General features: G+C 38.0%; 12 protein-coding genes. 8 read left to right on the forward strand and 4 right to left on the reverse strand.

What is annotated here, in order from left to right:
• Positions 1–5 precede the first annotated feature (5 nt).
• Positions 6–2,372: a choice-of-anchor L domain-containing protein gene (locus HNP38_RS01515; protein ID WP_184183377.1), complete on the forward strand. Its 2,367-nt coding sequence runs from the start codon at positions 6–8 to the stop codon at positions 2,370–2,372.
• 68 nt (positions 2,373–2,440) lie between these two features.
• Here the strand turns inward: HNP38_RS01515 and rsmA are convergent, their stop codons facing one another.
• Positions 2,441–3,211 carry a 16S rRNA (adenine(1518)-N(6)/adenine(1519)-N(6))-dimethyltransferase RsmA gene (rsmA, locus tag HNP38_RS01520; RefSeq protein WP_184183380.1) on the reverse strand — a complete coding sequence of 257 codons (771 nt, stop codon included), beginning with the start codon at positions 3,209–3,211 and terminating at the stop codon, positions 2,441–2,443.
• Positions 3,212–3,302: 91 nt separating this feature from the next.
• Between rsmA and HNP38_RS01525 the strand changes: the two genes are divergently transcribed.
• The 5 genes from HNP38_RS01525 to rluF all read left to right on the forward strand — a co-directional run bounded on the left by HNP38_RS01525 (position 3,303) and on the right by rluF (position 6,978).
• The gene (locus HNP38_RS01525) at positions 3,303–4,202 is read left to right on the forward strand and encodes a cell division protein FtsX (protein WP_184183383.1); all 900 of its coding nucleotides are present in this window, start codon (positions 3,303–3,305) and stop codon (positions 4,200–4,202) included.
• Positions 4,203–4,204: 2 nt separating this feature from the next.
• Positions 4,205–4,501, forward strand: coding sequence for a DUF3098 domain-containing protein (locus HNP38_RS01530; RefSeq protein ID WP_184183386.1), 297 nt, complete (start codon positions 4,205–4,207; stop codon positions 4,499–4,501).
• 177 nt (positions 4,502–4,678) lie between these two features.
• Positions 4,679–5,497 (forward strand): undecaprenyl-diphosphate phosphatase, encoded by an 819-nt coding sequence (locus tag HNP38_RS01535; RefSeq protein WP_184183391.1) that lies wholly within the window; start codon positions 4,679–4,681, stop codon positions 5,495–5,497.
• A 52-nt stretch (positions 5,498–5,549) separates the two neighbouring features.
• Positions 5,550–6,275, forward strand: coding sequence for a tRNA pseudouridine(55) synthase TruB (truB, locus tag HNP38_RS01540; RefSeq protein ID WP_184183394.1), 726 nt, complete (start codon positions 5,550–5,552; stop codon positions 6,273–6,275).
• Positions 6,253–6,978 (forward strand): 23S rRNA pseudouridine(2604) synthase RluF, encoded by a 726-nt coding sequence (gene rluF, locus HNP38_RS01545; protein ID WP_184183397.1) that lies wholly within the window; start codon positions 6,253–6,255, stop codon positions 6,976–6,978. Before truB ends, rluF begins: the two co-directional genes overlap by 23 nt.
• 245 nt (positions 6,979–7,223) lie before the next feature.
• On the opposite strand, the gene HNP38_RS01550 is transcribed toward rluF, so the two are convergent.
• Positions 7,224–8,486, reverse strand: coding sequence for a helix-hairpin-helix domain-containing protein (locus HNP38_RS01550; RefSeq protein WP_184187494.1), 1,263 nt, complete (start codon positions 8,484–8,486; stop codon positions 7,224–7,226).
• 136 nt (positions 8,487–8,622) lie between these two features.
• Entirely contained in the window at positions 8,623–8,976 is a 354-nt protein-coding gene (locus tag HNP38_RS01555) for a MerR family transcriptional regulator (RefSeq protein WP_184183400.1), read from the reverse strand.
• A 487-nt stretch (positions 8,977–9,463) separates the two neighbouring features.
• Here HNP38_RS01555 and HNP38_RS01560 point away from each other — a divergent pair, with 487 nt between their 5' ends.
• The gene (locus tag HNP38_RS01560) at positions 9,464–12,133 is read left to right on the forward strand and encodes a reprolysin-like metallopeptidase (protein ID WP_184183403.1); all 2,670 of its coding nucleotides are present in this window, start codon (positions 9,464–9,466) and stop codon (positions 12,131–12,133) included.
• A gap of 90 nt (positions 12,134–12,223) precedes the next feature.
• On the opposite strand, the gene HNP38_RS01565 is transcribed toward HNP38_RS01560, so the two are convergent.
• A complete protein-coding gene (locus HNP38_RS01565; RefSeq protein WP_184183404.1) occupies positions 12,224–13,531 on the reverse strand; it encodes a DEAD/DEAH box helicase in 1,308 nt (435 codons plus the stop codon).
• Positions 13,532–13,816: 285 nt separating this feature from the next.
• Here HNP38_RS01565 and rpsA point away from each other — a divergent pair, with 285 nt between their 5' ends.
• Complete coding sequence (gene rpsA, locus HNP38_RS01570) at positions 13,817–15,601, forward strand: 30S ribosomal protein S1 (RefSeq protein ID WP_184183407.1); 1,785 nt, start codon at positions 13,817–13,819, stop codon at positions 15,599–15,601.
• Positions 15,602–15,722: the final 121 nt, after the last annotated feature.

The raw sequence follows: 15,722 nt of genomic DNA on the forward strand, positions 1-15,722 counted from the left end.
AGATTATGAATAGATATCTACTCCTTTTTCTCTTTTTACTTATTACACCCACCTTTTTACTTTCACAGAATGTCCAGTCAAGGAAGCCCCAGAAAGAAAATGCTTCTTCATTATCAATGAAGGCAGGGGCATTTATTGATGTAAATGCAGCCGGGTACAATGAAACCGGTTATACGATTACGCAACTTGTAAAAGATGTTTTAATCTCTTCAGGAACAAATTCTTGTGTTACCCCAAATGTTTCCAATGTTCAGGTAAATCCAAACCTGCCTGCAACAGATGTTAACAGATCGTGGGGATATTTTCATAAAGGGACCACCAACTTCCCTTTTAAAGATGGTATAGTCTTATCCACCGGTTTTGCTGTTAAAGCTGGAAACAGTTTTAATGGAACAACACTAAGTGATAATTTGCCAACAGGAAGTGATCCTGATTTGGTTGCTGCTACAAACCCGAGCGGAAGCTTAAACGATGCGGTAATACTGGAATTTGACTTTGTTCCTACGTCCAGTCAGGTAAAATTTAATTATCTGTTTGCTTCAGAAGAATACACAGGAGGTTTTCCGTGCAGCTTCTCAGATGCATTTGCATTATTATTAAGACCGGTTGCAGGAGGACCTTATATTAACATGGCTGTACTGCCAAGTGGTGCAGGGCCTGTAAGTGTGACCAATATACATCCTGCCAATCAGGACAATGGCTTGCCGCTTTCTTGTGGAGCTTCTAATCCGGCTTTTTTTGCAGGATATAATAATGCCAATATAGAAACTAATTTCAACGGGAGAACAATTCCTCTTACGGCTACTGCTACTGTAGTTCCGGGGCAGGCATATCATTTTAAAATGGTATTGGCTGATGCAATTGACAGCAGCTGGGATTCTGCCGTTTTCCTAGAAGGAGGGTCTTTTAATATTGGTGTGGAATTATTAGACAACAATGGAGCTACGCTTCCTTCAGATATTAATGTTTGTGATAGTGTTCCTCAGATATTAACTGCTTCTGTGAGTGACCCTATTATGACTTTCCAATGGTTCTTTAATGGAACAGCTATAACGGGTGCTACATCCAACACAATTACGGCGGTTCAGCCGGGAACTTACACCATTGAGGTAAGTGTTCCAGGAAATCCTTGTCCGGGGACGGCTTCAATCCAGATTCATGGAGGTACAACGCCTTTGGCACAAGATGCCACGTTGTTGCTCTGTACCACACCGGATATTACAACCTTTGACCTGAACCATGCCAAACCATTGATCAGCCCGACCACGGGAGCCGTATTCCGTTTTTATGAGAATCTGGCGGATGCACAAGCCCAGAATAACAATTTTATAGCCAATATATTAAGCTATAACGGTGCTGATGGCCAGATCTTATATGTAGTGGTTTCCAATGGAGGTTTCTGCAGCAAATTGATTGAATTGACACTACAGAAAGAAGTTACACCTACAGCACATCTTACTTCTTCCAGAATAAAGATATGTCCGGGAGAGACTGTGAATTTTACAGCATCCGGAGGAGCAACTTATTTATGGAGCAATTTCCCGGGGACGGGCAGTACCCAATCCGTTACGCTGCATAATACAACAACATTTACAGTGTACGCCATAGGGCCGAAAGGATGTAAATCTTTACAGCCGGCAACCGTAACGGTAGAAGTAACTCCTGAAATAACATCCCCATTAGCGGATGTTGAGATTTGTATTGGTGACAGAGTTACGCTGGATGCAGGTGCAGGGCCTAACTATAAATATCTATGGAGTACCGGAGCTACTACTCAGACTATTAATGTGGATCAATTAGGAGTCTATACGGTAGCTATTGATAACGGATACTGTATCAAAACTTTCACAGCTAAAGTAATGGCAGCAGCCACACCGTATGTTACCAATCTTCAGTATGCCAACAATACACTGACCATTACGGCGCAAAATACTTCAATCAATAATATTCAGGGAACTTTGGAGTATTCCATCGATGGAGGTTTGACTTGGCAGGATTCAAATGTGTTCACAGGCTTGCAGAATAATACAACCTATCAGATACTGGTAAGAATAAAAGGAACTCATTGTACAGGAGGAATTGAATTCTATACCTTACATATCAGCAATCTTATCACTCCTAATCAGGATGGTGTCAATGATGTGTTAGATCTTGCCACTTTTGGCCAATTTAAAAACTTCACCGGGTCAATTTATGACCGATATGGAGTGGAAATGTTCAGATTCTCAAAAGAAACTCCGATCTGGGACGGTACGGTAGGAGGTAAGAGATTGCCTACAGCTACGTATTGGTACAAGTTCAATTTTGAATATCCAAAATCAAAAACACAAATGAACTGGTCAGGATGGATAATGCTGAAAAACAGAGAATAACAAATAATACAATAATCAATAAAAAGCCTGTCAAAATTTTGACAGGCTTTTTATTTGTTTAAATTCTTCTATAGGTTTTCTTTCCAGAGTCTTGTAAATGCTATAAAATCAGATACGCTTAGTTCTTCGGCTCTTTTATCCATAAACTCATGTGTTTTTAAAGCTTCAGGGATATTAAGAGGTTTTAAGGCATTCGAAAGTTTTTTTCTTCTCTGGTTAAATCCGGTTTTTACGATTTGCTTAAAAAGAACTTCATTGCCGGCCAGACCTTCCTTCGGGTTTCTTGTAAGCTTGATCACCCCCGATTTTACCTTCGGTGGAGGATTAAAAACATTCTCATGTACCGTAAATAAGTAGGAAACATCATAATAAGCCTGGATCAGAACCGAGAGTATGCCATAATCCTTTGTTCTGGGAATCGCAGCTGTTCTTTCCGCGACCTCTTTCTGGAACATTCCTACCATTTCGGGGATCAGTTCATAATGATCAACGATCTGGAACAGGATCTGAGAAGAAATATTATACGGAAAATTGCCTATGATGGCGATCTGTTCACCATTAACAAAAGCAAAATCCTGTTTCAGGAAGTCTCCCACAAAAGCCTTTTCGGTAATGGTGGAGTAGTTTTTCTTCAGGTATTCTATGGATTCCATATCGATCTCGGCAAGATAAACGGTCTGATCCTTTTCAAGAAGATATTTGGTAAGCACTCCCATTCCGGGACCCACTTCCATTACATTAGGATAGCCGGTAAAGCTCAGTCCTTCCACAATTTTTCTTGCGATATTTTCATCCGTCAGAAAGTGCTGCCCGAGATGTTTTTTTGCTTTTACACTCAAAGTTTTTTATGATTTTGTTAACAATGATTTTCTGAATTTCGTCCCAAATTTCGGAAGTTTTTTTCTATTTTAGCCAAAAATTTTAATATTAATGGCTAAATCTGTAGATGAATTTAATAAGAAAAGGCTTCGGTCCAGCAATATTACTGTAGTAGTAAGTATCGCCTTAGTGTTATTTTTGTTGGGATTAATGGGGTTGATTCTGATAAATGCTCAAAAGTATTCCGATTATATTAAAGAACAACTGGTAGTGAATGCTTATTTTGATGAGAATTATGACGCTAAGGATTCCCTGAAAATTGCAAAACTTGAAGAAGAAACTTTTAAAAAAGTACAGACTCTGGCACCCGTTAAAAAAGCTACCTATATTTCCAGAGAAAGGGCATCCCAGGAAGCCAGGAAAAGTATGGGAATAGACAGCGATGCACTTTTCGAAGAAAATATATTCCCCTCGTCTATTGAAGTAGCTTTGAAGCCTGAATTTGTAGATCCTGCAAAAATTGATGAAGCTATCAAGACTATCAAATCCGTTCCGGGAATTGTGGATGTTAAAAATGACAGTACCCTGATGGTTGAGGTCTACAATAACCTGAGCAGGATCCTGAAATGGATCTTGGGATTCTCTATTTTATTTCTGATTCTGGCGATTGTTTTGATCAATAACTCAATCCGTCTGAAAATATTCTCAAAGAGGTTTATCATCAAAACTATGCAGCTGGTAGGAGCTAAGAGAAGATTTATCCTGAAACCTTTTATTGTGGAAGCAGTGGTTTTAGGAGCTATAGGTGCTGTTATAGGCCTTATTGCCCTGTTTGGGGTGTGGTATTATTTTACAAATCAGATCGGTTCGGCTTTCGTACAGGATGATCAGCAATATTTCTGGCTGATCTTGCTGGTGCTTGGAGTAGGTATTCTGATCACGGTTTTAAGTACGATTATTGCTACCTGGAGATTCTTAAAATCAAACGTTGACGATCTATATTATTCTTAATAATGAGCAAGAAAACAAATAAATTTTCGGCCGCAGACTTTGGCAAAGGTGCTGAAGCTCCACAAGAAAACACTTTTTACTTCGGACAGCAGAACTTTAAATGGATGCTGATAGGACTGGCATTTATTGTAGTAGGATTCCTTTTAATGATGGGTGCTGATGCTAATACTGTTGACGGGAAATTTGATCCTAACCAATGGAATGATGATATTTTCTCCATCCGCAGGATCAGAATTGCACCATTGTTTGTCGTTATAGGCTTTGCGATAGAAGTATATGCGATCTTAAAAAGAAAATAATAAATTTTTGATTTAAGGATTAAAAGATTAAAAAATTAAAGGTTAGGTCAGTTAAGAAATTGGATAGAGTGTAAGAGGAATGATATACTTCCTTGCTTCTTTCGAATATTAACATTTTTAGACATAAATCAAAGACCTTAATTTTTTAATCTTTTGATCCTTTTAATTTTAAAAAATATGGATTTAATAAAAGCAATTATTATTGCCATTATAGAAGGACTCACCGAATATCTGCCGATCTCTTCTACGGCACACATGGGATTTACAGCAAATCTGCTGGGATTGCAGGATGACGAATTTTTGAAAATGTTTCAGGTTTCCATTCAGTTTGGTGCCATACTTTCTGTGGTAGTGGCCTACTGGAAGAAGTTTTTTGATTTTAAGAACATCCAGTTTTATTTTAAACTTGCTTTTGCGGTAGTACCGGCACTGGTTTTAGGATATTTATTTGATGATAAAATAGAAGCCGTACTTGGAAATCAGATTGCTATTTCGTCAGTATTGGTTTTAGGGGGAGTGGTTTTATTGTTTGCTGATAAATGGTTTAAAAATGCCACTATTAATGATGAAAAGGGGATCACTACAAGAAATGCAATTACCATAGGGGTCTGGCAATGTCTGGCGATGATGCCGGGAACCAGCAGAAGTGCAGCTTCTATTATTGGAGGGATGGCCCAGGGACTGACTAGAAAAGCGGCGGCCGAATTTTCTTTCTTCCTAGCGGTTCCTACCATGCTGGCTGTTACGGTATATTCGGTTTTTCTTAAAACATGGGGTAAGGGAACGGGCAATCCGCAGAAAGGATATGAAATGATCCTTGCTTCACAAGACCATATCACTATTTTTATTGTAGGGAATATTGTTGCATTTATTGTGGCTCTTATTGCGATAAAAGCTTTTATAGGAGTACTGAACAAATATGGTTTCAGGCCGTGGGGCTGGTACCGCATTTTTGTGGGAGTGGCTTTACTGATCTATTTTTATTATTTCAAATAAAAAGAAAAGCAGTATTGCTTATTACTGATTACCCATTACTTATAATACAATCATGACAGCTGAAGAATTACAGTCGGGACAGATATTTTTATTGGACAAGCCTTTGGATTGGACTTCTTTTCAGGCGGTCAATAAGATGAAATACAAACTCAAAAGAGAATTTAAACTTCCAAAAAAGTTTAAAATAGGTCATGCCGGAACATTGGATCCAAGGGCAACGGGGCTTCTTATCGTTTGCTGTGGGAAATTCACAAAAAAGATCCCTGAAATACAGGATGCACCGAAGGAATATTGGACAGAAATAAAAATAGGAGTTCAGACAGAAAGTTACGACACTGAAAAACCCGAAATACTACACCAGGATATTTCCCATATTTCAGAAGAGTTTATTAAAGAAACCATAATCAGTAAGTTTGTCGGAGAAATAGAGCAGAAGCCGCCTGTTTTTTCAGCGATCAAGATCGATGGTGAAAGGGCTTATAATTTAGCCAGAGAAGGGCAGGAAGTAGAAATGAAATCCAGGAAAACGACCATTTTTTACATTGAAGATATTAAAATAAATCTTCCTTATGTAAGTTTTATGGTAGGATGCTCAAAAGGAACTTATATCCGGAGCCTTGCCCATGACATCGGGCAGGAATTAGGGATTGGAGCGTATTTAACCCAATTGAGAAGGACTAGGATAGGAGAATATGCCATAACAGATGCTACCGATCAGTTTTTGAATAATGATTTTAGATTTGAAACTTTGAGCAATGCAGGAGAAAACACGTATTAATAAATATCTTTCAGAAGTGGGTTACTGCTCAAGAAGGGCGGCAGATAAACTGTTGGAAGAAGGCAGGATAACCATTAACGGAAAGATCCCTGAGCTGGGTACTAAAGTTTCCGATGAGGACGTGGTGGAGGTCGACGGGAAACCTATCCGGGAACCCCAGGAACAACCTGTTTACATAGCATTCAATAAACCCGTAGGAATTGTCTGCACTACAGATACGAAACGGGAAAAAAACAATATTGTCGATTATATCAACCACCCGAAAAGAATTTTCCCCATCGGCAGATTGGATAAGCCCAGTGAAGGCCTGATTCTCCTTACAAGTGACGGGGATATCGTTAATAAAATTCTCAGAGCCCGAAACAACCACGATAAAGAATATCTGGTAAGGGTAGATAAGCCCATTACTCCTAAGTTTCTGGAAAAAATGCGAAACGGAGTTCCAATTTTAGATACGGTCACAAGAAAATGTGAAGTGGAGAAAATTGATGAAATGAACTTCAGGATTATCCTTACTCAGGGGCTTAACAGGCAGATCCGTAGAATGTGTGAGTACCTGGGATATGATGTGAAAAAACTTAAAAGGATCCGTATCATGAATATCAAACTGGATCTTCCGGTCGGGAAATGGAGGGATTTAACAAATGATGAACTTTCTTTGCTCAATAAACTTTTAGAGGATTCCAGTAAAACGGTAGATTAGTTATAAAAGTTAGGAGTTATGAGTTTTGAATTATAAGTTATAAACTAAGAAGAGTTATAAAGATAAATAATCTACCTATACTCGTAAATCTATCACTTAGATGCTTTGTAAACTTTCAATGTATGCTCAGCAGGATAATTCCCAAAATCATAAATTCTCAAAATTTAATTCGTCACATAATCATCAAAAAATCTGCATAATCTGCCCGATCAGCGGGAGTAAACCATACTTATAACTCTACTCAATCATTTTAAATACAATTTCATTCGCGTTTCATATTCCGGTTTTACTTTCAGAAGCTTCCATATCTTCTTATCATCAGGATTGCTTATGCGATAAAAAATGATCCTGTCCGCAGAATATTTAAAATAAGGATGATTTTTCAGCCATTCCTCAGGAGCATCTGTTAAAGTATATTTTTGAACCTGAGAAGAATTTAGCTGACAGATGGAGATTAATTTCTGTGCCAGTTCTTTGTCTATATTATAGGTATCCAAAACCTGCTGTTTGTCTGCAAAACCACCTAATTTTTTCCTGAATCCCAACAAAGATCCTGCGCTTTTCTCATCCAGACCAAACTCTAAAAGCTGTTTGAAGGTAATGGCATTCAGATCAACTTTGGAAAAATCTGTTCTTTCCTGCTTCACTTCAATGACTGAGGGGGCTATTCTTATATAGGGCTTTAACTCTTCAAATTTATCCGGTGAGATCACAAAGCATTTTTTTATATCTTCCGGGCTTTTAAACTTTCCCTTAAGATTTCTGTCACGATAATTTACGATGACTTTGGCCTGATTGTATGAAAATCCTAATGACTGCCACCCTTCGATATCAAGACTGTTGGGATCAAAATAATGCTGTGTTTTAGAAGGTATAGTAGTTGATTTTGCAGTTGATACATAATTTTGTGGCGTTTTTTCGGGCAATAACAGATAAGGGGCTAATTGCTGATAATTTTCGGGACTGATGATGAAACACTCTTTGAATTTTTCTTTGCTGATAAAGCTTCCGCCCAGATAATCTTTATATTTTAGAATAGCTTTTGCCTGCCTGTCACTGAATCCCATTTTCATCCAGCCGTCCACTTGAAGATGATCGGGATTAAATTTTTTCAAAACATTGACGGGTTTCTTTGAGAAACTTTTAAAATGATCAGATGGGATTTCCTGATTATTTTCAGGAAGTAACAGGTAAGGTTCTATTGCTGCAAATTTTTGTGAAGAAATGGCATAACATTTTTTTAGCTGCTCTTTTGAGGTGAATTTCCCGCCCACAATTTCCTTGTAATTGAGGATGGTTGAGATCTGTTTTTCAGAAAAGCCTAAACTTTGCCATTGCTTTACATCCAGATTGTTCGGGTCAAACTCAGATAAAGGAACGGTATTTTCTGAAATGAACTGTATGTCGGAAAAATCCTCTTTTCCCCTGCTGGTATATTTTTGATAGGCAGACAGAACTATCAGCAATATTCCTAAGAATACGGCCTTTTGGTAATAACTTTTTTTCATCATACCGTAAACTTAATAATAAAATTAAATTTTTCACAATCGGATGATAAAAAATTGATTAACAGCTGGTTTTGTTGTAAAATTGAGTGGTTTTGATTGTTAAAATCAACCTTAACAATAGTTTGGCAAAATTATTTTAAGAAGATATTTCGGTATCCCTTTCCGTCAGCGATTCTTTAAGTTTTAAAAGTTCGGCTTTCACAAATTCCAGCCTGTCGATGAGGGTAATAGTTTCAGAAACCTTGCTGTTGGTCGTCAGGGCAATACGGGCTCCATCTAAGGTATAACCTTTTTCTTTTACCAGGTGGTAGATGATCTGAAGGTTCTTGATGTCTTCCGGAGTAAAATAGCGATTCCCCTTTTTATTCTTTTTAGGCTTAATGATAGGGAATTCCTGTTCCCAATAACGTATTAATGAGGTATTCACGTCAAATGCCTTGGCTACTTCGCCTATTGAATAATACAGCTTATCAGGTAAGTTTATCTTCATTATATAAATCCTAAAGCCCAAAGATAAAAATTTTTTAAAGTTTATTACACATCTTATGATTTTAAGTATAGAATCTGTCTCAACTAAATTGGAGAGTGAAAAAAATTATAGTTTCAGTATTGAGATCAATAAAAATATCAAAAATTAAACACTATATAAAGCTTTGAGTATCTCTAATTTCCTTCTTATGTGAATTTTTTTACTTTTTTCGGAAACTGATTTTTGAAATTAAGACTACTAAAATGTTTCTTTAATAAGAGGTTTTTGTAGTAAAATACAATATTAAATATAGGCGGTGATTTAAAAATTTAATTACAGTTAATTATAATAGAAAAATGTTTTGATATATGCCTGAACAGAATTATTGATTAATCAATTTAACATAAAAAATATAGAGAAAAATTTAAAAAAGTATCATTTCTTTTTACTAACTTGTAAGAATATTTTTAAACCAAATCTTCCTTAATTAAATTGTAAAGCATAATATATGAAACGGTTTTTATTTATTTCTGCACTATTGGCTCCCATTTTAGGATTTGCACAGTGGTCAAAAACAGAGTTACGCTCTCAGGCTGTCAAAAAATCACAGGAGAAACTGGAGTTTTCTGCCTTGTATAATTTGGATGTTGAGAAGCTGAAAAACTCATTAAAAGATGCTCCTTCACGTTCTTCGAGCCAGAAGGGGATTATTATTTCTATTCCGGGTGTCAATGGAAAAGTTGAGAGATTCCGGGTATGGGAGTTTTCGAATATGGCTCCCGAATTACAGGCAAAATATCCTGATATCAGATCCTATGTGGGAACAGGAGTAGATAACCCTTCTGCTTATCTGAGATTTAGTTTATCACCCGTAGGCTTTTCCTCTATGATTTCCCGTGGCGGGATCTCTGAATATATAGAACCTTATACTGACGACAGGGCGGTATATGCTGTTTTTGATTCAAATGCCAGAAAAAATCAGCCAAAAGAACCTTTTGAATGTACCACACCAGATGAACTTGGAGTTTCTTCGGAGAAAGGCAACAGTGCTGCCGCTACCAATAAAGCAGCAGGTTTTAATGTTTTCAGATTGGCGATCTCCTGTACCAATGAGTACGCACAGTACCATATAACAGCAGCAGGCCTTCCCGGAACAGCTACTGAAGCACAGAAAAAAGCGGCTGTGCTGGCTGCCATGAATGCTACTGTAACACGTTTAAACAGTGTTTTCGAGAGAGATTTATCATTGCATTTCAATCTGGTTGCCAATAATGACCTTATTATTTTTACAAGTGCAGGTACGGACCCTTATACAGATGGGGATGAGATCACAGATGTACAAAGCGTTATAGATACCAATATAGGCTCTGCTAATTATGATATGGGGCATATATTTGATAAAGAAGGAGGTAACGGATATGCTCCGGGAGATATATGTGACAGTTCTTCAAAAGCAGAAGGATGGACAGCCAGTAATTTTCCGGACGGGGACAGGTTTGACATCGATTATGTAGCCCATGAGATGGGACACCAGCTGGGCGCTAACCACTCATTCAGCTATAGTACAGCAAGTGGTAACTTGGCCTCATTAGTAGAGCCGGGAAGTGGTTCCACCATCATGGCTTATACGGGGATAACGGATGCCTATGATGTTCAGTTTAACTCTGATGATTATTACCATACTTTCAGTGTTACAGAAATAAAAAACAGGATCAACAGCCTTGCATGTGGGGTAAACACTCCTTTTGCAGGAGCAGCACCTAATATTAATGCAGGAGCGGATTATGTAATCCCTAAATCTACTCCTTTTGTACTGAGAGGTACTACAACCGATGCGAGCACTGCTGCCTATACCTATACATGGGAACAGATGGATTCCGGATCTTCTCAGACAGGAAACAACTCCATTCCATATGCTACAAAAGCTTCCGGCCCTACTTTCAGGTCTGTGAAACCAACAAGCAGTCCGGTAAGATACTTTCCTGATTTTAACAAAGTACTGGCAGGAGTTTTAACAACCAAGTGGGAAACGGTATCCAGTGTAGGAAGAAACCTGAATTTTGCCGTTACGGTAAGAAGTAATCATCCGACAAGTCCACAGACAAGCAGAGATGCTATGATCGTAACCGTTAATGCAGCGTCAGGTCCGTTCAGAGTTACTGCTCCTACATTCGGGCAGGCACTTCTCTCTGGAACTCCAACTACAGTAACATGGGATGTTGCGAATACAACCGCAGCTCCGGTAAGTACGGCAAATGTGAATATTAAACTTTCTACAGACGGCGGACAGACATTCACTACCTTATTGGCCAATACAGCTAATGACGGAACTGAATCAGTAATGATCCCTGCAGGCTCCGTATCACCTAATGCATTTATTATGGTGGAAGCTGTGAATAACATTTATTATGCACTAAGCCCAAGTTTTGTAGTTGATTATACCGTATCCGGAGAAACATGTAATAACTATACTTATAGTGGTCCGGCAGTAACTATTACTGATGGGCCTGGAGGTGACGCCATATCCGCACCAAAAGTAAGTGCTCCTCTGATGGTTAACAATACAGGAGTGATTACCAGTATAAAAGTTACCCCATCCATCGCACATACTTATGTACAGGATCTTTCGGTTGGAATAGAAAGCCCTGTAGGTACTTCTGCCCTTATCTGGAACAGATCATGTACCAATCAGGATAACATTATTGGTTCCTTCAGTGATACCGGAACTACTGCTACATGTACTACTCCGATCCAGGGAGAAATAAGATCCAGTGAATCTTTAGCGGTGTTCAAAGGTCATTCGGCTCAGGGACAGTGGAAACTGTTTGCTTCCGATAACTATACAGGAGATCAGGGAACGATCAACTCATGGACTTTACAGGTATGTACCCGTAATGCGCAGGCTGTTTTAGGTGTTAATGATGCCAATGCACAGTCAGACGATATAAAAATCTATCCTAATCCTAGCAACGGTAACTTCTTTATCAAATCCAGAAATATATCCGGAGAAATTAAAGTTACCCTGTTCGATTCAAGCGGCAGGCTGATCCATTCTTCTGCTTATAAAGGTAATGGAGATACAACTGAAGAATTTAACTTAAACATTTCGAAAGGAGTATATATGATCAATGTAAACTCTTCTAAAGGAGTCTATAATCAAAAATTACTGATCAAATAATTTACTTTTTAGTAAATATTTTGGGGTACCACATGGTACCCCTTTTTATTTTATAAAAGCATTTGTCTTTACGTTTCTTTCATAGTTCAATTAATAAGCAATCTCCATTTTTACTTTTTTATTCTTGAGCCTTTCAGAAGATAATTTTTTCAGAAGAGCCTTTACCTTACTCCTTGAAACGGCAACATAAGAAGTAGTGTCTTTTACTTCGATCAGGCCGATATCTTCTTTTTGCAGTTCTCCTTTTTTAATCAAAAAGCCTACAATATCCACCTTATTGACCTTATCTTTCTTTCCGGCACTGATGTAGACCGTCTGAAACGGTGTAGGCCCGGGAATCTTATGGTAGCCTGTGACATCTTCTTCGGGGATTGTATTTTTAATGAAGGGGAAATTTTCATCCTCGGCCATGATCAGATAGGCAAAACCTTTGGCGCTCATTCTGGCAGTACGTCCGTTTCTGTGGATGAAAGCGTCTTCTTTTGGAGGCAGCTGATAATGGACGATTGATTCCACTTCAGGAACATCTAATCCACGGGAAGCAAGATCAGTGGTAATTAGGATTCTGGCAGAATCATTCCTGAATTTTAACAGGGCACGCTCCCTTTCATCTTGTTCCATTCCACCGTGGAAAGTTTCACAATCGATTCCTTTTCCACGCAGAAGTTCAGAGATACGGTCCGTTGCCTCACGGTGGTTGCAGAATATCAATGTCCTTTTGTTTCCGATTTTGCAGATGAGGTTAAAGAGAGTATCCAGCTTCTCTTCCGGAATGGTCATCACTTTTTTGAACTGGATATCAGGCCTTACTTCACTAAGCTTTAGAAAATCAATCCTTTTTTCATCTTTCAAGCTGGTGAATGACGGGATCTCATCCATTGCAGTGGCGGAAGTCAGGATACGTTGTGAAAGATTGCTTAATGAACTGATGATAAACTCCATATCATCATGAAAACCCAGTTCCAGGGCTTTATCAAATTCATCCAGAACCAGTGTTTCAATAGCTTTGGGATCAAAATTCTTATTCCTAAGATGGTAAGCCACTCTTCCAGGTGTTCCAATCAGTACTGCAGGAGCTTCTATTAAGTTATTGATCTCGATCTTCTTATCATGGCCGCCATAGCAGACAGAAATCTTAAAATCAGTACCCATCGTTTTGAATACCTGTTCGATCTGTAATGCCAGCTCCCTTGCAGGAACTAATATTAGAGCCTGTATTCCCAAGGTTTTCTTTTTAAGATTCCTGAGTACAGGAAATAAAAATGCAAGGGTTTTTCCTGAACCTGTAGGAGAGAGCAGGAGTACATCATTTTTATTTTCAGAGGCTTTGTATGTAGATTTTTGCATCTGATTCATCTCCTGAATCTGCAGTTTTTTGTAAATAGTTTCCAGTTCCATTTTGCAAAGGTAGTGATTGAGTTATGAATTATGAGTTATGAGTTAGAAGCAGAGCTAATCTTTTAATCTTTCAATTTTTTAAATCTTATCTCATTATCAATTGTTTAAAGAAAAATTCCGATGTCGGTATAATATTGCTTATCTCAAATAAATTTCATATCTTTGCACCCACTTTTGGGGTAAAGGTTTGAAGAAGTAAAACTTTAATTATTAATAACTTCCGTATTTTTTAATCCGCATTTATTCAAACCGTTAAAAAAGAAGGAATACAAATTTTATTAGAAAATGTCAAAAGAGACAAATTCAGCAGAGGTTTTATTAAACCAAAACGTAGCACCAGAACAATTTGATTGGGATTCTTTCGAATCAGGTCTTGATGCAGATGCGAGAAAAGAAAAAAGCGATTTAGAAGAAATCTATAACGGATCTCTTAACAACCTGGACGATAATGACGTTCTTGTTGGAAAAGTTGTAAGATTAACTGACAAAGAAGCTATCGTAGACATCAACTTCAAATCTGAAGGTGTTATTTCTCTTAACGAATTCCGTTACAACCAGGGCCTTAAAGTAGGTGATGAAGTAGAAGTAATGGTAGACAGAAGAGAAGACAAAACAGGCCAGTTACAATTATCTCACAAAAAAGCTAGAACTCTTAAAGCTTGGGATAAAGTAAATGAGCTTCACGAAACAGGAGAAATCGTTAACGGTTTTGTGAAATCAAGAACTAAAGGAGGTATGATCGTTGACGTTCACGGAATTGAAGCATTCTTACCAGGTTCTCAAATTGACGTTAAGCCAATTAAAGATTACGATCAGTTCGTAGGTAAAACTATGGAGTTCAAAGTTGTGAAAATCAACCCTGAGTTCAAAAACGTAGTAGTATCTCACAAAGCATTGATCGAAGCAGATATCGAAGGTCAGAAAAAAGAAATCATCGCTCAGCTTGAAAAAGGTCAGGTTCTTGAAGGTACTGTTAAGAATATCACTTCTTACGGTGTGTTCATCGACTTAGGTGGTGTAGACGGATTGATCCACATTACAGACCTTTCATGGTCAAGAGTGAACCACCCGTCTGAGATCCTTGAGGACGGACAAACTGTGAAAGTGGTTATCCTTGATTTCGATGATGAGAAAACAAGAATCCAGTTAGGTATGAAGCAATTAGAAGCTCATCCTTGGGATGCTCTTTCTGCTGACATGAAGGTTGGAGATAGAGTAAAAGGAAAAGTAGTAGTTCTTGCTGACTATGGTGCATTTGTAGAAATTGCTCCGGGTGTAGAAGGATTGATCCACGTTTCTGAAATGTCTTGGTCTACTCATTTAAGATCTGCCGGAGATTTCGTAAAAGTAGGTGATGAAGTGGAAGCTGAAGTATTGACTTTGGATAGAGAAGAAAGAAAAATTTCTCTTGGTATCAAGCAATTATCTAAAGATCCATGGGAAAATATTGAAGTTAAGTACCCTGTGGGATCCAAGCATGTAGGAACGGTAAGAAACTTCACTAACTTTGGTGTATTCGTAGAGTTAGAAGAAGGGATTGACGGATTAATCTACATCTCTGATCTTTCTTGGACTAAGAAAATCAAGCATCCATCTGAATTCTGTGCAGTAGGTGACAAATTAGATGTTATCGTATTAGAATTAGATATTCAGGCTAGAAGATTATCTTTAGGTCACAAGCAATTGACTGAGAACCCTTGGGATACATTCGAAACTAAATATGCTGAAGGAACAATCCATGCCGGTAAAGCTACAGAAGTTCACGATAAAGGAGCTTCAGTGCAGTTCGAAGATGTTGAGGTTGAGGCATTCTGCCCTTCAAGATTATTAGAGAAAGAAGATGGATCTAAAATCAAGAAAGGTGAAGAAGCTGATTTCAAAGTGATCGAATTCAACAAAGAATTCAAGAGAGTAGTAGTATCTCACACAGGTATCTTCAGAGATGAGGAGAAGAAGCATGCTAAAGAAGCTATTAATAAAGCTGCAGCATCTTCAGGTGAAGAGAAAACAACTCTTGGTGACATCGATGCATTGGCAGAGTTGAAAAAGAAAATGGAAGAAGGTAAATAATTCCTGATCCATTATGAATATAAGAGCCACTCGGAAGAGTGGCTTTTTTATCTAGATAAAGTAAGTTGATCGTCTTTGTCTATCAGGATAATGGAACGGGTTGTTTTTTAATTAGGATATC

Origin of the sequence: Chryseobacterium defluvii (assembly GCF_014204415.1) — a bacterium.
Taxonomy (GTDB): Bacteria; Bacteroidota; Bacteroidia; order Flavobacteriales; family Weeksellaceae; genus Chryseobacterium; species Chryseobacterium defluvii_A.